The organism is Bacillus infantis NRRL B-14911 (assembly GCF_000473245.1).
GTDB classification, from domain to species: domain Bacteria; phylum Bacillota; class Bacilli; order Bacillales; family Cytobacillaceae; genus Bacillus_AB; species Bacillus_AB infantis.
Genome location: NC_022524.1, coordinates 4,636,835 through 4,653,975, shown reverse-complemented (window position 1 = coordinate 4,653,975; position 17,141 = coordinate 4,636,835). Strand labels below are relative to the sequence as shown.

At 46.9% G+C, this 17,141-nt stretch carries 23 protein-coding genes; 12 read left to right on the top strand and 11 right to left on the bottom strand.

The genetic code is table 11. The features are described 5' to 3' along the window. Nucleotides 1-45 precede the first annotated feature (45 nt). Genes N288_RS22960 through N288_RS22950 form a run of 3 tightly spaced genes read left to right on the top strand, consistent with a single transcriptional unit; the run spans nucleotide 46 to nucleotide 1,833 of the window. Nucleotides 46-597 (top strand): GNAT family N-acetyltransferase, encoded by a 552-nt coding sequence (locus N288_RS22960; RefSeq protein WP_009794462.1) that lies wholly within the window; start codon nucleotides 46-48, stop codon nucleotides 595-597. A gap of 43 nt (nucleotides 598-640) precedes the next feature. Then, nucleotides 641-1,348, top strand: coding sequence for a hypothetical protein (locus tag N288_RS22955; protein ID WP_009794461.1), 708 nt, complete (start codon nucleotides 641-643; stop codon nucleotides 1,346-1,348). Between the two features lie 14 nt (nucleotides 1,349-1,362). Then, nucleotides 1,363-1,833, top strand: a complete 471-nt coding sequence (locus tag N288_RS22950) for a 2-thiouracil desulfurase family protein (protein WP_035402843.1) — start codon at nucleotides 1,363-1,365, stop codon at nucleotides 1,831-1,833. Between the two features lie 358 nt (nucleotides 1,834-2,191). Here the strand turns inward: N288_RS22950 and N288_RS22945 are convergent, their stop codons facing one another. After that, complete coding sequence (locus N288_RS22945) at nucleotides 2,192-2,953, bottom strand: SDR family oxidoreductase (RefSeq protein WP_009794459.1); 762 nt, start codon at nucleotides 2,951-2,953, stop codon at nucleotides 2,192-2,194. Between the two features lie 336 nt (nucleotides 2,954-3,289). On the opposite strand from N288_RS22945, the gene N288_RS22940 reads away from it, so the two are divergent. The 3 genes from N288_RS22940 (at nucleotide 3,290) to N288_RS22930 (ending at nucleotide 5,340) form a co-directional block, all read left to right on the top strand. After that, nucleotides 3,290-3,751, top strand: a complete 462-nt coding sequence (locus tag N288_RS22940) for a DIP1984 family protein (RefSeq protein ID WP_022544548.1) — start codon at nucleotides 3,290-3,292, stop codon at nucleotides 3,749-3,751. Nucleotides 3,752-4,089: 338 nt separating this feature from the next. After that, entirely contained in the window at nucleotides 4,090-4,878 is a 789-nt protein-coding gene (locus N288_RS22935) for a hypothetical protein (protein WP_009794456.1), read from the top strand. 3 nt (nucleotides 4,879-4,881) lie between these two features. Continuing rightward, nucleotides 4,882-5,340, top strand: a complete 459-nt coding sequence (locus N288_RS22930; protein ID WP_009794455.1) for a hypothetical protein — start codon at nucleotides 4,882-4,884, stop codon at nucleotides 5,338-5,340. Between the two features lie 240 nt (nucleotides 5,341-5,580). Here N288_RS22930 and N288_RS22925 read toward each other — a convergent pair whose 3' ends face one another. Together N288_RS22925 and N288_RS22920 are read right to left on the bottom strand one after the other, a co-directional pair. Beyond that, nucleotides 5,581-5,907 (bottom strand): hypothetical protein, encoded by a 327-nt coding sequence (locus N288_RS22925; protein WP_009794454.1) that lies wholly within the window; start codon nucleotides 5,905-5,907, stop codon nucleotides 5,581-5,583. A gap of 139 nt (nucleotides 5,908-6,046) precedes the next feature. Beyond that, nucleotides 6,047-6,478, bottom strand: coding sequence for a DUF4395 domain-containing protein (locus N288_RS22920; RefSeq protein ID WP_009794453.1), 432 nt, complete (start codon nucleotides 6,476-6,478; stop codon nucleotides 6,047-6,049). Between the two features lie 330 nt (nucleotides 6,479-6,808). Between N288_RS22920 and N288_RS22915 the strand changes: the two genes are divergently transcribed. Beyond that, entirely contained in the window at nucleotides 6,809-8,434 is a 1,626-nt protein-coding gene (locus N288_RS22915; RefSeq protein ID WP_141195021.1) for a catalase, read from the top strand. Nucleotides 8,435-8,717: 283 nt separating this feature from the next. On the opposite strand, the gene N288_RS22910 is transcribed toward N288_RS22915, so the two are convergent. The 6 genes from N288_RS22910 to N288_RS22885 all read right to left on the bottom strand — a co-directional run bounded on the left by N288_RS22910 (nucleotide 8,718) and on the right by N288_RS22885 (nucleotide 11,698). Then, nucleotides 8,718-9,017 carry a spore coat protein gene (locus tag N288_RS22910; protein ID WP_009794451.1) on the bottom strand — a complete coding sequence of 100 codons (300 nt, stop codon included), beginning with the start codon at nucleotides 9,015-9,017 and terminating at the stop codon, nucleotides 8,718-8,720. 12 nt (nucleotides 9,018-9,029) lie between these two features. Beyond that, on the bottom strand, nucleotides 9,030-9,224 hold the full coding sequence (locus N288_RS22905; RefSeq protein WP_009794450.1) for a hypothetical protein: 195 nt from the start codon (nucleotides 9,222-9,224) through the stop codon (nucleotides 9,030-9,032). A 12-nt stretch (nucleotides 9,225-9,236) separates the two neighbouring features. After that, complete coding sequence (locus tag N288_RS22900; protein ID WP_009794449.1) at nucleotides 9,237-10,373, bottom strand: zinc-dependent alcohol dehydrogenase; 1,137 nt, start codon at nucleotides 10,371-10,373, stop codon at nucleotides 9,237-9,239. Between the two features lie 18 nt (nucleotides 10,374-10,391). After that, nucleotides 10,392-10,763: a spore coat protein gene (locus N288_RS22895; protein ID WP_009794448.1), complete on the bottom strand. Its 372-nt coding sequence runs from the start codon at nucleotides 10,761-10,763 to the stop codon at nucleotides 10,392-10,394. A 16-nt stretch (nucleotides 10,764-10,779) separates the two neighbouring features. Beyond that, nucleotides 10,780-11,025, bottom strand: a complete 246-nt coding sequence (locus N288_RS22890; RefSeq protein WP_009794447.1) for a hypothetical protein — start codon at nucleotides 11,023-11,025, stop codon at nucleotides 10,780-10,782. 136 nt (nucleotides 11,026-11,161) lie between these two features. After that, nucleotides 11,162-11,698: an MEDS domain-containing protein gene (locus N288_RS22885; RefSeq protein WP_022544547.1), complete on the bottom strand. Its 537-nt coding sequence runs from the start codon at nucleotides 11,696-11,698 to the stop codon at nucleotides 11,162-11,164. A gap of 208 nt (nucleotides 11,699-11,906) precedes the next feature. On the opposite strand from N288_RS22885, the gene N288_RS22880 reads away from it, so the two are divergent. Both N288_RS22880 and N288_RS22875 read left to right on the top strand, forming a co-directional pair. Then, complete coding sequence (locus tag N288_RS22880; RefSeq protein ID WP_009794444.1) at nucleotides 11,907-12,503, top strand: cupin domain-containing protein; 597 nt, start codon at nucleotides 11,907-11,909, stop codon at nucleotides 12,501-12,503. 102 nt (nucleotides 12,504-12,605) lie between these two features. Further along, entirely contained in the window at nucleotides 12,606-12,806 is a 201-nt protein-coding gene (locus tag N288_RS22875) for a hypothetical protein (protein ID WP_022544545.1), read from the top strand. A gap of 78 nt (nucleotides 12,807-12,884) precedes the next feature. On the opposite strand, the gene N288_RS22870 is transcribed toward N288_RS22875, so the two are convergent. Next, complete coding sequence (locus tag N288_RS22870) at nucleotides 12,885-13,754, bottom strand: SDR family oxidoreductase (RefSeq protein WP_009794442.1); 870 nt, start codon at nucleotides 13,752-13,754, stop codon at nucleotides 12,885-12,887. 265 nt (nucleotides 13,755-14,019) lie between these two features. Between N288_RS22870 and N288_RS22865 the strand changes: the two genes are divergently transcribed. The 3 genes from N288_RS22865 to N288_RS22855 all read left to right on the top strand — a co-directional run bounded on the left by N288_RS22865 (nucleotide 14,020) and on the right by N288_RS22855 (nucleotide 15,590). Next, nucleotides 14,020-14,499, top strand: coding sequence for a DUF2975 domain-containing protein (locus N288_RS22865; protein ID WP_009794441.1), 480 nt, complete (start codon nucleotides 14,020-14,022; stop codon nucleotides 14,497-14,499). Nucleotides 14,500-14,508: 9 nt separating this feature from the next. Beyond that, nucleotides 14,509-14,733 (top strand): helix-turn-helix domain-containing protein, encoded by a 225-nt coding sequence (locus tag N288_RS22860; RefSeq protein ID WP_009794440.1) that lies wholly within the window; start codon nucleotides 14,509-14,511, stop codon nucleotides 14,731-14,733. Between the two features lie 83 nt (nucleotides 14,734-14,816). Continuing rightward, nucleotides 14,817-15,590, top strand: a complete 774-nt coding sequence (locus N288_RS22855; protein WP_035402928.1) for a DUF817 domain-containing protein — start codon at nucleotides 14,817-14,819, stop codon at nucleotides 15,588-15,590. A 49-nt stretch (nucleotides 15,591-15,639) separates the two neighbouring features. Here N288_RS22855 and hpaB read toward each other — a convergent pair whose 3' ends face one another. After that, nucleotides 15,640-17,085 (bottom strand): 4-hydroxyphenylacetate 3-monooxygenase, oxygenase component, encoded by a 1,446-nt coding sequence (gene hpaB, locus N288_RS22850; protein ID WP_022544544.1) that lies wholly within the window; start codon nucleotides 17,083-17,085, stop codon nucleotides 15,640-15,642. Nucleotides 17,086-17,141 lie beyond the last annotated feature (56 nt).

The following is a 17,141-nucleotide window of genomic DNA, read 5'->3' as shown; positions in this document are numbered from 1 at the left end:
TTTACAAATATAGTATATTATTACAAAAAATACGGAGGTTTGCAGATGATTTATGACCATGTCAATAAAACCATATCCACAGACCGGCTGCTGCTTAGATTGTTCCAGGTTTCCGATGCAGAAACAGTCGCCAGGCTCTGCGACAACTATAATCTTTATAAAAGTACTTTGTACCTGCCCTATCCCTATGTAGTAAATGACGCCCTTTCCTGGATGGAGAATCATCTTAATAATTTCAGCAGTGACCGATCCTATGAACTGGCAGTGACGGATAGGGAAACCGGTGAGCTGTACGGTGCGATTGCCCTATCCAACAACCAAAATTTCCGCCATGGCGAGCTGGCTTACTGGATAGGTGAGGAATATTGGGGAAAAGGCTATGCCACCGAGGCAGCAGAGGCAGTCATCAGATTTGCATTTGAAGAAAAGAAGTACCACAAAGTGTTCGCCCGCTATTTCCAGTCCAACCCGGCCTCAGGGCGGGTCATGGAGAAGCTCGGCATGAAGGAAGAAGGAATCCTCGCTGACCATGTACGGAAGGAAGGCCGGTATGAGAGCCTCGTGTGTTATGGACTTATAAACCCAGCAGATAAATAGGAACCTTTATAAGGGCTGTCCGTACTAGTATTGAGGTGATCAGATGATAGAAATGCTCCTGCTTTTTGTATTAATGCTGCTTGCAGTGCTTGCCCGCTGGCTGGTTTACGGCGCCTTTGAACCGATGCAGTTTGCACTCATTTTTCTGCTTCCTGCAGCAGCTCTTGCTGTTTATATCATCAGCAGGAAGCTTGCGGAGAAAGAACGGACTTATCAGCCTAAAAATATTCAAGGGTGGTCCTACTATAATATCCAAAAAACGCTCCTCATCCGGAAGCCGCTTTTTAAAGGAGATCAGCTGCGGGGTTATGTGAGGCGCTATTTTCCGCACAAATGGCAATATGCCTTTGGCGATATTATTGGATTTAACTGGTATCTATGCCTCGAGATCCAGATTGGCCAGGATCTCTATGATGTGCGGTGGCACCGCAAGAAATGGCTGACCAGCCAGGAACATTGGAGCATCTTTAAAAATGGGGAAAGGATTGGCGAAGCCCGTACACTCATTAATATGAAAAATACGGCATCCTTAAAAGAAGCCATCCAGTATACGATCAATGATGACACCTATCTTTCCTCTGCAGCAACGATAGCGTCCGCAATCTCGCTGACGCGGGAAGGAGAACAGTGCGGAACTTTGAAGCGGCATCATCTTTTAAGCAGCGTCTTTGTGATTGCTCCCCATGAAGACAGCAGCCCAGAAGCCATTGTGGCTTTAATCCTTCATTCATACTTTTTTAAAAATAAATAATGGAGTTGGTTGTTTTGTTATTAGTCAGTTCGTGCCTGGCGGGGCTGGAAGTAAGATACAACGGCACTCATTGCCTGCATGAGAAGATCCGGCAATTGATTGATCAGAAGAAAGCCGTATCCGTCTGCCCCGAACTGCTTGGGGGATTTCCCGTGCCACGGGAGCCTGCAGAAATTACAGGCGGCGATGGAGGCGATGTCCTGGACGGCACGGCAAGGGTCATCGAAAAATCAGGCAGGGATGTAACTGAATTATACATAAATGGCGCCTATGCGGCCCTTAAAAAAGCGGAAGAGCTGCAGGTAAGTACAGTCGTGTTAAAAGAATTCAGCCCTTCATGCGGCAGCAGTGTCATTTACAACGGAGGATTTACAGGAGGGAAAGTGGCAGGGGAAGGGGTGACATCTGCCCTGCTGAAAAGGAATGGCATAAGAGTAGTTTCAGAAAAAGAGCTGGAAGAGCTGCTTGAAGCTTTTCAGCTATAAATCAATAGACTGTAATTTTATGGGGTATCCCTGTTATTGTAAAGGGAAACAAATAGTGTTAACCTTGTACAGACATAGTGTCCTTCCTATGTAAAAAGGAGCGATTCACTATGCTTAGTAAGGCGGAACACTTACTAATCAGCAGAGAGCTTGGACGTTTAAGAGATGAACTTATGCTATGCAGCGATGACCAAGTAAGGAAAAGCATTCACCAGGACATACTTTTACTCCGCAGGGCGTTAACAATTACTGCTAGAAAATAGCAGTTTTTTTATGCAGTTTTTCCTGCCATTGATGCAAGAAAAGTGAAGAGGGCCCGGCACTGAGCCCTCCATTGAGATATTAAGCGGGAAAAGACCTATTCGATAGTGTGTTTCATAGCCTGGTACATCTTCGCAGTATGTGCATCCAGTTCATCCCGGGACATACGCAGACGTTCGACAGAAGAGCCATAGCCGATTTCTTCTTTGCCCTCTGCCAGTCCTTTAAAAATTCCATCTGCGAATTCATTCAAAGGTTCGCCCTGGGTATGGAGTCCGGCACCGCCTAAGTCCGTGTTGACTGCAGGAGGAGCGATTTCAATCACTTCCACTGGTGTTCCGGAAAGCTGGTGGCGCAGGCTGACGGTAAAGGAATGGAACGCTGCTTTCGTAGCGGAATAGATTGGCGCAATGACGAGCGGCGTAAACGCCAGCCCGGAAGTCACGTTGATGATGGCCGCTTCCGTTTTCTTTGCCAGGAATGGAGCGAACAGCATTGAAAGGTGGAAAGGCGCCTCAATATTTGTAGTGATTTCTTTGTTAAAATAGCCCCAGTCCTTCTTCGCATCTGCTGTCAGCACATTAAAGCGCTGCTGAATCCCGGCATTGTTCACCAGTACATTTACCTCAGGATGATTTTCCTCCACCCAGTCAAACAAGGCCGATCGCTCTGATTCCACAGCCAAATCACAAACTCTTATAATCAGTCCAGGGAATTTCTCCTTAGCTTCCTGCAGGACACTTTCCCGCCGGCCGCAGACAATGACAGTATTGCCGGCATTAATAAATCTCTCAGTAAAAGCCAGCCCGATTCCTGCAGCACCGCCTGTAATAAGTATTGTATTTCCTGTAAGTTTCATTCTTGCACCTCTTCTCATTCGATTGATGATACCCGCTATCCACATAAAACTGGCGATATCCCCACTATGATTGTTGATAATCAAGATATCCACAGCAGGATTTCCGGGATTGGCCCATAATCGAGCCATATCCACAATAAGATGATTGAAAACCTTTGCTGAATAAGAATGATATCCACAGTTACTGTATACCCCTTCGAAGAATGTTTCAGCAGGCTGTCTGCAAGATCATCATAAGGCTCTGGAAGCAGTACAAGCCAGCAAACTGTTTTACCCGGCAGGAATTTGCCGCAAAGAATCGAAACTATAATAGTATAAACAATGGGAGGGTCATTTATGAAATTAGCAGAGGCCTTGATTTTGCGTTCGGATTACCAGAAGAGGGTCGAGCAATTAAGGAACCGGCTGAGCCAGAATGCGAGAGTCCAGGAGGGGGATCTTCCGAATGAGGAGCCTCAGGTGTTAATGGAAGAATTGACAGAGATCCTGGTAAAACTAAAAAGCCTGATTCAAAACATTAACCGCACCAATATCCATACCCCTTATGATCAGTCGCAGTCGCTCGCTGACGCACTCACAAGCAGGGATCTGATCGGGCAGGAACGAACGATTTACAGCGACCTGCTGGGGCAGGCAACCATCCGGCATGACCGCTATTCACGGTCGGAAATCAAATATGTTTCAATGATTGATGTGAAAGAAACCCAAAAGTTTGTGGATGAATTATCCCAGAGATACAGGACCCTGGATGTAAAGATTCAGGAATTGAACTGGAAAACAGAATTGATGGAACGCTGATTATTGCTATGGAAGTTGGTAGCGTACGGGAAGGCGAATGCCAAACCCTGCAGCAGGGTCAAGCTGCACTTAATGGTCGGGGTTCGGGGTGGCCCTGAGGTTCAACTCCTCATTCACAGCTCATACCCAGTATTGTAACCTCAGAACCATTTACAGATAACACCTAACAACCGGGCATTGATTCTCGTTTCGTGAGGGCGGATAGGGGAAAATAGCAAAATTTCGCATGGGCGCTGATCTGAAAGGATCGGTGCCCTTTTTATTTTTACAGAGCGGTCTGGATAAAAGAAGGAATGGGAGGAAGGATAATACAATAGATACAGTTAAGGTGGAAGGCTATGAATAACTATACGAATGACAATACAGCCCGAAGGTACAGAGCGCATGTGAGCATTTTGGGAACTACACAGATCCATCTGCGGAACCCCTATATCATTGCCTGGTGGAGCGCTGCCTTTCCGGGTTTTGGCCATCTTCTTTTATCAAAATATCTTCGGGGATTTGTGCTATTCATTTGGGAAGTAGTCGTAAATATTAAATCGAAGCTCAATTTAGCAATGGTTTATTCTTTTCAAGGAGAAATTGAAAGGGCAAAAGAAATTTTGGAAGTAAGGTGGCTGCTGATATATATCCCGGTCTATATCTTTGCCATCTGGGACAGCTACCGGACGACGGTCGATTTAAATCAGATCCATGTTCTCGCAGAAAGGGAGGAGCATCAGTTCAATTCCTTCAGCATGGGAGCTTTGGAGATAAACTATCTAGATAAGCGAAATCCCGTAATGGCGGTTATGTGGTCGTTTTTTGTGCCGGGCTTGGGCCAGTTATACATACATCGGATTGTGTCTGCTTTTTTCACTATCATCTGGGCAGTCGTCTTTTTTTACTACTCCCATGGCCTTGAAGCTCTTTCGTACTTATTTATGGGGGATATTGAGAAATCGACGGCTGTCATACATGCGGAGTGGCTGTTATTTTTCCCGTCCTTATACGGCTTTTCATTATATGACTCTTATATCAACACCGTAGAGAACAATAAGTTATTTAACAAAGAACAGCGGGCATATTTCAGGAAAAACTACCAATCATCCTCTTTTCGGATTCTAAAAGGTCAGAAGGTGAAATGACTAATGCAGCTGTTTTCAACATTTGAACATAGCAGTTCACTCGAAATGGCGGTTTCTACTCTGGAGAAGAAGGGAATTAAGCGTGAAAAAATCTATATCGTCCCTTTGGATAATCGCCAGGAGAAGCATAAGCTGTTCGATGGCCTGAACCGTTCTGATGGAACTTCCCTTATTGACATCGGGGCAGCGCTAGCGACTGCCTTCTCTGTTGTCGGGGCTAGCATCGGATTTAAGTTAGCATGGGGTCCGATCTACTGGGGGCTGATTACCGCAGCTGCCGGTTTCTTGATTGGTGTTGGTATCCGCCTTTTTACAGAAGCAATCGTAAAAAAGAAAAGAAGGCAGCTGAAAGGAGTCCATTCTGAGGTCATCCTCATTGTAGAATGCGAGGACGCTGAAGGTGAGCTGGTTGAAAATATACTGTTTGGCCATTATGCACTTGGAGTGGCGAAGGTGAAGTGAATAGAGGAGGAAGAATTCAGGCTGCTGTTCAGGCGGCTTTTTCTTTTGGAAAGTAATATTGTACCATATCCGGGCTTTTTCTTTATGATCCTGAGAGAGTCCTTATCATTGCTTTCTTTGCGTGCAATAGCGCTGGGGATCTTCGGATGGAAAAGGCTTCGATGAACATTATAGATTATCAAAAGTTAAGGTGAACGGCCCTCTCAAAACTGGGCGGTTCACCTTAAACGGTTTGCTTAACTAAGCATTGCGGCCGAAAATGACATAGTCAGTTGAGATGGGGAGAATATCAATAATGCTATTTGTATTTAATAGATTATCGAGCTGGCTTCCCCTTTCGGTGACTATCTGCGTTTTATTATAAATATCGCCATTAAAGTTTGTACTCAGCACAATTCCGTTGAGGAACACGTTCTGTGCATTTCCATAGGTAATCGTTCTTGTTTGTCCGGGCGCCAGTGTAAAATAAACATCTCCATCAAAGTTGGCCGGGTTTTCGCCTTGCCGGACGAGGAGAGCAATTTGCAGGGTGGCTGCGCTGCGATTATTAAATGTCTTTTGTGCCATTATTAAACCCCCTTTCCTCTATATTCTATGAATACTGATTGATATGGAGAGGGCTTGTATAATAGGGAAAATGATCATTTTCTGTTTTTTTAAAGAAAAATAGACGAGGGAACCTCTGATCTGAGGTTCCCTCGCTTTATTAATTCTGGCTCATTCTTCGCTTGGCACGCAATCTGATCAGCTGGAATCTTATGAAGCACCCGATGCAGAAGCCGAGGATGGCAACGAATGCAGCGAGAGCAACCATGATGGTGAAGATATGGCCCAGGACTGTGAATCCTAATGAATAGGACACCAGTCCTCCGGCAAGGCACACAACTGCAATAACCTGGTTGAACTGCTGCTGGTCCCATTCCTCAGGGAGATAGGCAGACGGTTCTTTCTTCAGGAATGTTCTGGCGGCCCGCATGATGGGGTTGAATCCGAACAGGAGGCCCATCAGACCGGCAATAAGCGGGATCGCTAAAATCCACTCCTGCCCGGTCAGCCAGCTGGCAACAACACTGATGACAATGAACCATTGGTTGGTCCTGACGAGGGGACGGGGAATTGAACGTACTGTTTCTGCCATTTATAAATACGACCTTTCGTATAGGGATTTGAGGTTTTATATTATCATACTCATTTTGCAGCAGTTTTGAAAGTGAAAAGTATTTCTCTAATTATAATTATTTTTTTATAATAGACAGTTTAAATGGGGTATCCGCCGGGTAAAAATTTAGTTGTAACAGCTGTTTTTACCTTTAAGTTCCCCGGTCAATATCATCTTAAGACCTACATAGCAAGAAAATCATTTTACAAAATCATCCTTTATTGTTGTATAAAATTTCCTTAACTAGAAAAGATAAAGGTGATTAATTTGAGGAGGTTATGCAGTTTGGATCAGAATAAGGATAAGAATATGCAAAAGGGCGATGATGTGAAGCGCGAGAAGCTGACGACCCGCCAAGGCCATCCTGTAAGAGATAACCAGAATATACGGACGATCGGCAACCGCGGACCCGCTACACTTGAGAATTACCACTTTATTGAAAAAATCTCCCACTTTGACCGTGAGGAAGTGCCTGAGCGCGTCGTCCATGCACGCGGGTCAGGGGCATTCGGCTATTTTGAGACATACGGAAAAGTTGGCGATGAGCCAGTCGAAAAATATACCCGCGCGAAAGTATTTTCAGGTGCAGGGAAGAAGACCCCGCTGATGGTCCGCTTCTCCACAGTGGCAGGGGCGAAGGACTCTCCTGAAACAGCGCGTGATCCGCGCGGTTTTGCAGTAAAAATGTACACTGAGGATGGAAACTGGGATCTGGTCGGGAACAACCTTAAGATTTTCTTTATCCGCGACGCGATGAAGTTCCCTGATATGATCCATGCTTTCAAAGCTGATCCTGCTTCAAATGTGCCTAACCCTGAGCGGATGTTTGATTTCGTTTCCCGCACGCCTGAAGCCACGCATATGATCACATTCCTGTTCTCGCCATGGGGCATCCCTGCGACTTACCGCCATATGCAGGGCTCTGGCGTTAATACGTACAAATGGGTCAATGACAAAGGTGAAGCGGTGCTTGTTAAGTACCATTGGGAGCCAAAGCAGGGCATCCGCAACCTGACACAGGAAGAAGCGAATATGATCCAGGCGAAGAACGTGGGGCATGCTACACAGGATCTGTATGAAGCTATTGAACGCGGCGACTATCCGGAATGGGAGCTGTATGTGCAGATCATGGAGGATGACTACCACCCTGAGCTGGACTTCGATCCTCTAGATGATACGAAGCTTTGGCCGGAAGACAAATTCCCATGGCTGCCGGTTGGCCGCATGGTCCTTGACCGCAATCCGGTTGACTTCCATGCCGAGATTGAACAGGCTGCCTTTGGAACAGGTGTCCTGGTCGATGGAATGGACTTCTCCGACGATAAAATGCTCCAGGGACGCACTTTCTCATACTCTGATACCCAGCGCTACCGCGTCGGCGCCAACTACCTGAAAGTGCCGGTCAATGCACCGAAAGCGCCTGTCCGCACAAATCAGCAGCGTGGCCAGATGGATGTCCGCGATCCGAAGGAATCCGGGGACAATCCGCATATCAACTATGAGCCATCCATGCTCGGCGGTTTTGAGGAAGTGGGAGAAGCGAGCCCGGCACCGCATCAGCCGACTTATAATGCAGCAGCCATGAGCGCGCCGATCGACCGCCCGAACAACTATGGACAGGCAGGGCATACCTATCGCAGCCTGGAGGATTGGGAGCGCGATGAGCTGATCAAGAACCTGTCCGAAGCGCTTGCTGCGTGCAATAAGCGCATCCAGGACGCTATGGTCGAACACTTCACACAGGCGGATGAAGATTACGGCCGCCGCGTGAAGGAAGGCATTGAAAAAAGAACGAAAGAGCTGAACGAAATGTCTATGGAAGACAATGTTCCCGGCCGTGAAGCAGGACAATCCAAATACGGCCAAGGCTCATTGTCTGCCAACGAGGCAACGAGAGAAGCCGTGGACAAAGGCCACGAAGCTGATCCATATTAATACGCTATAAGCCGAAGGGCTGCCCGGGACATCAGGATGACTGGTGGGCCGGGCGGCTTTTTTTGTTGGGGAAGGGTCCGGAGTTAGGGGAGGGTGCTGTGGGTCACTCAAGAGTAGTGAATGAGCAGACAGAGGCTTCAAAAAGTGAGATATAAGTCACTCTAAGGTGGTGAATCGGCAGACACAGTGCCTCAAAAGCCTTAGAGAGATTGGCTATTCAGAAGCCGCCTTATCCTCATCCAAGTAAAGATGGACCGCATATAAGCAGTCCATCCTTTGTCTCTTACAGAGTAGGCAGTTTCAAAGCGGTCTCCATGTTCTGCAGATTCAGATTCGTTTGTTCTTCTGTATTCCAGGCATAGTACCAGCCTTTTTTCATCATATAGGTGGAGATTTCCTCATGCAGATCCAAGGTTGCCTCCAAATGGCGGGTGAGCATCTCCTTGATTTCAGGTGTTCCTGCTTCCGTTATAGCCATCGCGAGATTTCTTGCACCGCTTTTTGCTGAATTTAAGAGGTCCATGGCGACCATCTGGTCTGTCAGTGCGTCCATGCCGGTCAATTTTTCTATAAATTGAATCATATAATCAACTCCTCATTGCTGTACTTTTGATAAAACAGAACTGAATTCCTGCAGCTGGATGGTCGAGGCATCCACGTCTTTCTGCATGATTTGTTTCAGCTGCGGGTCAGTGACAAGTGCTTTCATCGTCTTTGATTTTGTCAGGCAAAGCGTTTTAAATGCTGCGATTTCCTGGACTTCCAGGATTTCATGTAAAAGATAGTCCATTCTGCCAGCTCCTTAAGGTTTTAATACGACTTTGATGCAGTTATCCATTTTTGTATCAAAGATTTCATAGCCATGCTTGGCTTCGCTGAGCGGGAGGACATGGCTCACCACATCTCCCGGATCGATTTTTCCGGTGGCCACCAGTTCATACATATATGGCATTAGGTGGATCATCGGGGCCTGCCCGGAGCGGATATTGACGTTGCGCTGCATGATATCCCCAAGCGGGAAGCCATTGTAGCGGCCGCCGTAGACGCCTGTGATCTGGATGGTCCCGGCTTTGCGGACTGCCTGTGAGGCAATGATGAGGGCACTCATGGCCCCGCCCTGAAGTTTCAGTCCGCTTGCCAGAAATTCCATGTCAGTCATCTTTCCGTCCATGCCGACCGCATCGATGACTACATCTGCCCCGCCATGCGTGATTTCTTTAAGATGGCTCCCAACATTTTCATACTGTTCAAAATTGATGATTTCAACCTTATTCGTGCGTTTGGCATGCTGGAGGCGGTAATCCACATAGTCAACGGCAATGACCCGTTTGGCTCCCTTCATCCAGGCGAACTTCTGGGCAAACAGGCCGACTGGTCCGCATCCAAGTACGATAACGGTATCCCCGCTTTTTACTCCTGCATTGTCAACGCTCCAGAAGCCGGTAGACATGGCATCGGCAATAACACTCAGTTTTTCATCCGGCTCTTCGCAGCTTTCCGGAATTTTGAAGTGGGTGAAATTGGCGAAAGGCACCCGCAAATATTCTGCCTGTCCGCCAGGGTAGCCGCCAGTATTACCGGAATAGCCGAAATAAGCACCCATATCGCCGTTATCATTCGTATTATCGCATTGGCTCTCAAGCTGGTTTTTGCAATAGATGCATTCCCCGCAGGCAATATTAAAAGGAATGATGACGCGGTCCCCTTTTTTCACCTTTGTCACTTCAGGGCCGACCTCTTCGACAATGCCCATCGGCTCATGGCCGATCACATAATCCTCCTGCATATTAGGAATAAATCCGTGAATTAAATGGAGATCTGACCCGCAGATCGCTGTGCTTGTAACCTTGATGATCATATCATCCGGCTTTTCGATTCTGGGATCCGGAACCTCTTTGACTTCAACATTCTTGATGCCTTGATAGGTGACTGCCTTCATGTATAGATACCTCCAATATTAATGGGACTCATCAGGTGTCCGGTCAAACATGCCTTTTCTGTTCGTTTCACGTGGGAACAGATTCATGCTGCCAATCATGATTGTATTTTTGGCTGAGAGCTGGTCCAGCTTGTATTGTTCGCTCAGGTCATGAGGGTGGAACCATTTCTTGCTGATCATGAGCTCCGAAATTTCCTGATGCATCTGAATGCCCTGCATAAGCTGTTTCCTAAGCAGCACCCGTACATCGGGTGTAGCTGCTTCCGTCAATGCCACAGCCATATTTCTTACAGCTTCCTTTGTTCGGATGAGAAAATCGAGGGCGAATGTCATATCAGCCAGCTCAGGCATATTTAAGGCATTGATGGGATCTAAATAATCTTGGTTCATTTAAGATTGCCTCCTTTCAATTAATGATGGGTGTTGGACGGCTTTCCGGGACAGGAGCACTAAATGGGACGCGTTCATAAAGGGCCTGAAGCTCGGTAAGGTCTTTTTTGGACTGCTCCAGATCTTTCTGCATAAGGGCCTTTAAGTCTTCATCAAAAACAAGCCCCTGCATCAGCTTTGATTTTGCGACGCAGAGTGTTTTGAAGTTGACGATCTCATGTAAATCCAATGATTCATGGGGAGCCAGATGCTTCATATCCATTGATGTTCATCCTCCTTTTTGCATATACGCGGATTATTTTTCCCCACGGAGGATTATTTAAGCTGGCGGTTTTTGTAAACTGCAAAGGCAGGAGAAAACAAAAAAGCTCCCGGGGTTACCCGGAAGCCATTTAACTCTATTTATCACACAGCAGATAGTTGTGGCAGGCGAGAAGACCTGCCTTAAAATCATCGCTTGCCAGCTCTGAGTCATAGGCGCAAACCGATAGGATTCTGCTATCGGACACGATGGCATCCGCTTCTTCTTCAGATGCCAGTAATTTGCTGCTTATTTCTTCTTCGTCCCGCCATTCTACATGAGCCCAGCTTCGTACTACAGCATTCTCTTCTGAATAATCGTCCAGTACCTTTGGAAGATAATCAAAGATTGAATTCACCCGGAAATCGCCTTTTGCATAATAAAAGTCATAGTTGTTTATAAAAACGACTTTCTGCAGGCAATGGTCATCTAATTTTTTGGAAAGTCTATGTTTAATCATTGAAGTCAATCGGTCATTTTCTATAATAACGGAATATTCATTCAGTTTAATTCCGGTGATGATATACTCTTCTACATGCGAGAGGTAAAGCTCCTGGTTCCTGAAAAAATATAGTACATGTCCTTTGGCAAGGCTTTGAAGCTCATTCACTTCGTTTACACGAGTACTTTTCAAATTTGCACCCCATTAAATTATTGACATATTCAGCCTTTCTAATAAGCGTAACATAGTTTTGAATAAATTGATGCCTCCTGAAGCCAAGGATTTAGATTAAGTGCTATAGGACTAGGGGAAGAAAAGATCTCTCTGATTTTAAAAGTATGTCATTCACCTATTTCCATGCATAAGATATCCCGAATAGAAGTGAAGGGACTGAGAAATTATGTATGGATATCATATGTGTCCTTATCCAGTGGAGCGGCTTGCCGGAGTCAGGAGTCAGCCTTTGTTCGGGCACTATCCGCTGGAGGCAGGGTATGGAAGCAGCTTTTATTCCTTGCCCCATGGGGACTTTCGGGTGCCGCTAAAGGATTATGGCCCCAACCCGTTTGTCGTGAATATCAATGAAGCGACGAAACAGAACAAAAACTTTCGTACAGCTCTCTGGACAGGCAAGCACCTGCAGCTGACGCTGATGAGCCTGAAGCCCGGCGAGGACATTGGACTCGAGAGGCATAATAACCTCGACCAGTTCCTCCGTATAGAAAAAGGCCAGGGTGTCGTCCAGATGGGGAAGAAGAAAAATAATCTGGATTTCAGGAGAAATGTGTACGATGATTCGGCCATATTCATTCCTGCAGGCACATGGCATAACCTTACGAACACCGGGAACAAACCGCTGAAGCTGTACTCGATCTATGCGCCTCCCAATCATCCATTTGGCACCGTCCATCAAACTAAAGCGGCTGCTGAGGCTGCAGAACAAAACCGCGGTTATCGCTCCAATTATGGAGGGTATCCTTATGGGTGGGGGTATTAGGCTATAAGATTAAAGAGGGCTGCCGGGCGGGGCAGCTTTCTTTTTGATAAAATTATGGTTAATTATGGTATTATACATATAAATTCTGCACAGGGGGACACAATGGCCAAAAACGTCACTTTTTCTTTTGATACAAAATACATCAATTCACGCACATGTGAAACTTTTACCTTTGAGGAGCTGGGAGTTGCCGAAAACCTGAATGAGGAAGCAGAGCGGAAGATTCTGGAGGACATTCTTCAAGCTTGGATTTGGGACAAGCTGAACATTTCTTATAGCATTGTGTTGAATAAAGATGAATAAAAGCAAAAAAAGACCCGCGGCTCCTGAATCAACAAGAGTACGGGTCTTATTTTTTTACGTAAACGCTTTGCAGCACTCTTAGTACGGAGTGCCCCCGTTAATATGCAGCACCTGCCCAGTTACATAAGAAGATTCATCAGATGCAAAGTATACATAGCCTGGCGCAAGTTCGCTCGGCTGTCCCGGGCGTCCCATTGGCGTCTTGAATTCTCCTTCGCTGCCAAAACCGTCTACCTCGTCTTTAGAAAAAGAAGCGGGGATGAGCGGTGTCCAGATCGGGCCTGGCGCCACGGCATTTACCCGGATTCCCTGTTCGACCAGAGATCCTGAAAGGGAACGTGTAAAGGCAAGGATGGCACCTTTCGTTGAAGAATAGTCAATCAGCTTCGGCGCGCCCTGGAAGGCTGTGATGGACGTGGTGTTGACGATAGAGCTGCCAGGCTTCATATGGTCAAGTGCAGCTTTTGTCAGATGGAACATGCTGAAGATATTGGTGCGGAATGTGCGCTCAAGCTGCTCTGCCGTGATGTCTTTAATGGATGGCTGGGTATGCTGCTCCCCGGCATTGTTGACGAGGATATCGAGCTTGCCGAATTCAGAAACCACTTTTTCCACGGCTTCCTGGCAAAAAGATTCTTCACCGATATCGCCGGCAATCAGCAGGCAGCGGCGGCCTTCCTGCTCTACATACTTTTTTGTTTCCTCCGCATCGTCATGCTCATCGAGATAGGAAATGGCTACATCAGCGCCTTCCTTCGCAAAAGCAACAGCGACAGCACGGCCGATCCCGCTGTCTCCGCCTGTGATCAACGCGGTTTTGCCTGACAGCCTTTCACCTTTTCCTGCAAGATTCTGCGTGAAGTCGGGGCGGGGCTCCATTTCATTTTCAAAGCCTGGCTGGCGTTCCTGCATTTGTCCGGGAATCTGTTTTGGCATGTCTTTATCCATTGATTAGTCAATCCTTTCTCACCATATAGTTGCTTTGTGATGTATATCACTTATAAGCCATATAGTTTTCTTACCCTTGAGGTTGGTTTTAAAACAGGATTTTGAATGCTGATCTCTCATGAGCCGGGCTCTCTTTATGCAAGCTTGTTTCTAAGGGGGGAAATCCTTATCGCAACAAAAAAATGATAAAAATCATTAAAAGTTTATTGAAAAACAATAAAAAATAATTTAAAATCAATATAACTTAACCTGTGAGGTGTATGAAATGAAAAGGGAAACACTCTTTTTGAAAATAGCCATCTTCCTTATCGGGGCTCCGATACTGGCATTATGTTTATTCGGACTGCCTTCTCTTGCAATCAATGCAAGCCAAAGCGGTTTGGGATGGCGGAATCTGCTGTATGGCATTTTGGCGGTTATGTATATATCGGCCATTCCGTTTTTCGCTGCTTTGTTTCAGGCATTTAAGCTTTTAAATTATATCGACCATAACAACGCATTCTCAGAAATGGCTGTGAGGGCTTTGAGGACGATAAGAAATTGTGCCGCTGCGATTATGCTGCTGTATACAGCTGCTATGCCGCTCTTTTATTTTGCGGCAGAGATCGACGATGCCCCCGGCATCATCCTGATCGGATTGATCATCATTTTCGGTTCCGTTGTGATTGCTGTATTTGCCGCTGTCCTCCAAAAATTACTGAAGAATGCGATCGATATCAAGTCAGAAAATGATCTGACGGTCTGAGGTGAAAACATGGCAATTATCATTCGTATCGACGTGATGCTGGCGAAACGCAAAATGAGCGTGACTGAGCTGTCAGAAAGGGTCGGCATCACCATGGCCAATCTTTCCATATTGAAAAATGGAAAAGCAAAAGCAATCCGGCTGACGACTCTGGAAGCCATCTGCAAGGCGCTGGACTGCCAGCCGGGGGATATCCTGGAATACCAAAAGGACGATGAAGAGCCGGAACGATGAATTAGTTCAAATTCTGTCCAGATAAGGGGAGGTTTCATATGAGCATAGCCATCCAGAATGATGTTAAGAAAAGAAAAGTAAGGATGCAGGTCATTGGAGGAGCACAGCAGCTCTGCCGTTTTGGCTGGGAGCAGGCGTTGTCCTGCCTTTTCCCTGTCGTTATCTTTGCTTCCTTGGCCCTGACGAAGATCATCCCGCTTCCGTTCCTGCCGCGGTATGACTGGCTGCTCCTCATCTGCCTTGTGATGCAATGGGTGATGCTGCGCTCAGGACTTGAAACGCGCGATGAATTAAAGGTTATCACACTTTTTCACCTGATCGGGCTTGCGCTTGAGCTGTTCAAGGTCCATATGGGCTCCTGGTCTTATCCGGAAGAAGGCTTCTTCAAGGTTGGAGGCGTACCGTTATACAGCGGATTCATGTATGCGAGCGTTGCCAGCTATCTTTGCCAGGCGTGGCGGAGGCTGAAGGTTGAACTGGTAGAGTGGCCGCCGTTTTGGCTGGTTGTCCCGCTGGCTGCTGCCATCTACCTGAACTTTTTCACACATCATTATTGGATGGACATCCGCTGGTGGCTCTCGGGGCTTGTAATCATAGTCTTTTGGCGTTCCTGGGTCATTTATGAGGTTGGAGGAATCAAGCACCGTATGCCGATTTCCCTATCATTCGTACTGATCGGATTTTTTATCTGGATAGCAGAAAATATCGCCACCTTTTTCGGGGCGTGGGAATATCCGAACCAGCAGGATGCCTGGAGCCTTGTCCACCTTGGCAAGGTAAGCTCCTGGCTGCTGCTGGTGATTGTCAGCTTCCTGATTGTTGCGACACTGAAGCTGGTCAAGGGGAAGTCCCATTAATTTCAAAAAGCCGTATCCTTGTTGCAGGGGGATGCGGCTTTGTTTAATACTAATCTGATTTTCGCTGCTGCAGGAATTCACTGATGTTGCGGACAAAGTCTTCCTTTGGATAAGTATGATATAAAGTGCTTGCAAGCCGGACCGGATCGCCGGAGAAATATCTTTCGTAATGGGTCTGCCTTGTGCCAAAGGGGCTCATCGTCAAATCCCAGGCCAAACGGAAGAGCTGGACCCGTTCCTTTGCATTCAAGCCTTCCGCTTGAAGATATTGATCAAGGTCAGCCCGGATGCCTGATTCAAAATCTTTTTCAGTCGGCAGTGAAGTCAGGCCGCTTGCGCCGATAACCTGGATGATCTCGCAAAAACGGGGATATAGTTCAGGGAAAAGATTACTGGCAATCTGGAGAGGGACAATGCTCGGGCGCATGCATCCAAATTCATCGGGAATTGCATCGTTTTCTGACTTCTCGAGCAGCGCTTTCATCGATTCGAGGCCTATGATGATTTCGGCCATCTTGGCTTGTATATGCTGATATTCACTGACATTGAGGCACTTTACAATAGATTCGGCAATGCCGAGGATGAATTCCGTTTTTACGATCTGCCTGATCAATGCCTGGTGATAGGCAAAGGAATGGAAGCTGCTCTTATTTTTGAACGCCAGCGCAGCCTCGACATTGTCATAGAGAAATACCCTTTCCCAAGGGACCAGGACATCATCAAACACGACGATAGCATCCATTTCATCGTAATGGGAGCTGAGGGGGTAATCAAAGGCAGAGCCATCGCCTGCAAAGGATCCCCTGCAGATGAATCGCAGCCCATCCGTGTTGGAGGGGATGGAAAAAGCAAATGCCTCCTCCGTATCAAACCTGCCGGGTGAGCTGAGCACCAGCAGTTCATCGGTCAATCCTCCCTGGGTCGCCAAAAGGCGGGCGCCCTTGATGACCAGGCCATTATGGTTCTTCTCCACTACCTTCGCCGAGATCGGGGTGTCAGAGCCCAAGTAGAAGGCAGAACGGTTGACCTGGGGGGTGATGAGCGTGTGCGTGAACGAGAGATCCTCATGGATAGCACGTTCATAAAGTGCCTGCACATGCCCGGGAAAACAGTTTTCCCTGCCCGCGAGGACAGAGGCAGAGGCAGCAAGGCTCATGACCGCCGTATTCATATAATCCGGGCTTCTGCCCATCATGCCGTGGGTGCTCATTGCCCAATGCTCAGTCATTTTTCTTCTCTTCAGCAGATCCTCTTTTGTTTGAGGCCTCAGGTATGACAGGCCTGCCAGCTCTGCGGTGCCAGGTATGCGAAATGTCAGCTCTTCCTGCAATTGCGGATCGCATTGCTTATCATAGAGAGAGGCCTTTGCCGTCACAATTCCTTTAAAAGCAGGATGCTCCGAAATTTTCCCCGCGACCCTTTCCCCGTCCAGCCAGACCTCATTTTCCATCAGATCCAATCGTTCAATGAATTCCTTCCCATTCCGAATTCCCATTGTCCCAATCCCCTTTACATATTTGGCCAACAGAACGTGCCTTTAAGCTATTATCA

Bases quoted from the DNA above. Each gene is read 5' to 3' on its own strand.
- N288_RS22960 (WP_009794462.1), top strand. From the start codon at position 46: ATGATTTATGACCATGTCAATAAAACCATATCCACAGACCGGCTGCTG.
- N288_RS22955 (WP_009794461.1), top strand. From the start codon at position 641: ATGATAGAAATGCTCCTGCTTTTTGTATTAATGCTGCTTGCAGTGCTT.
- N288_RS22945 (WP_009794459.1), bottom strand. From the start codon at position 2,953: ATGAAACTTACAGGAAATACAATACTTATTACAGGCGGTGCTGCAGGA.
- N288_RS22940 (WP_022544548.1), top strand. From the start codon at position 3,290: ATGAAATTAGCAGAGGCCTTGATTTTGCGTTCGGATTACCAGAAGAGG.
- N288_RS22935 (WP_009794456.1), top strand. From the start codon at position 4,090: ATGAATAACTATACGAATGACAATACAGCCCGAAGGTACAGAGCGCAT.
- N288_RS22930 (WP_009794455.1), top strand. From the start codon at position 4,882: ATGCAGCTGTTTTCAACATTTGAACATAGCAGTTCACTCGAAATGGCG.
- N288_RS22925 (WP_009794454.1), bottom strand. From the start codon at position 5,907: ATGGCACAAAAGACATTTAATAATCGCAGCGCAGCCACCCTGCAAATT.
- N288_RS22920 (WP_009794453.1), bottom strand. From the start codon at position 6,478: ATGGCAGAAACAGTACGTTCAATTCCCCGTCCCCTCGTCAGGACCAAC.
- N288_RS22915 (WP_141195021.1), top strand. From the start codon at position 6,809: ATGCAAAAGGGCGATGATGTGAAGCGCGAGAAGCTGACGACCCGCCAA.
- N288_RS22910 (WP_009794451.1), bottom strand. From the start codon at position 9,017: ATGATTCAATTTATAGAAAAATTGACCGGCATGGACGCACTGACAGAC.
- N288_RS22905 (WP_009794450.1), bottom strand. From the start codon at position 9,224: ATGGACTATCTTTTACATGAAATCCTGGAAGTCCAGGAAATCGCAGCA.
- N288_RS22900 (WP_009794449.1), bottom strand. From the start codon at position 10,373: ATGAAGGCAGTCACCTATCAAGGCATCAAGAATGTTGAAGTCAAAGAG.
- N288_RS22895 (WP_009794448.1), bottom strand. From the start codon at position 10,763: ATGAACCAAGATTATTTAGATCCCATCAATGCCTTAAATATGCCTGAG.
- N288_RS22890 (WP_009794447.1), bottom strand. From the start codon at position 11,025: ATGGATATGAAGCATCTGGCTCCCCATGAATCATTGGATTTACATGAG.
- N288_RS22880 (WP_009794444.1), top strand. From the start codon at position 11,907: ATGTATGGATATCATATGTGTCCTTATCCAGTGGAGCGGCTTGCCGGA.
- N288_RS22875 (WP_022544545.1), top strand. From the start codon at position 12,606: ATGGCCAAAAACGTCACTTTTTCTTTTGATACAAAATACATCAATTCA.
- N288_RS22870 (WP_009794442.1), bottom strand. From the start codon at position 13,754: ATGGATAAAGACATGCCAAAACAGATTCCCGGACAAATGCAGGAACGC.
- N288_RS22865 (WP_009794441.1), top strand. From the start codon at position 14,020: ATGAAAAGGGAAACACTCTTTTTGAAAATAGCCATCTTCCTTATCGGG.
- N288_RS22860 (WP_009794440.1), top strand. From the start codon at position 14,509: ATGGCAATTATCATTCGTATCGACGTGATGCTGGCGAAACGCAAAATG.
- N288_RS22855 (WP_035402928.1), top strand. From the start codon at position 14,817: ATGCAGGTCATTGGAGGAGCACAGCAGCTCTGCCGTTTTGGCTGGGAG.
- hpaB (WP_022544544.1), bottom strand. From the start codon at position 17,085: ATGGGAATTCGGAATGGGAAGGAATTCATTGAACGATTGGATCTGATG.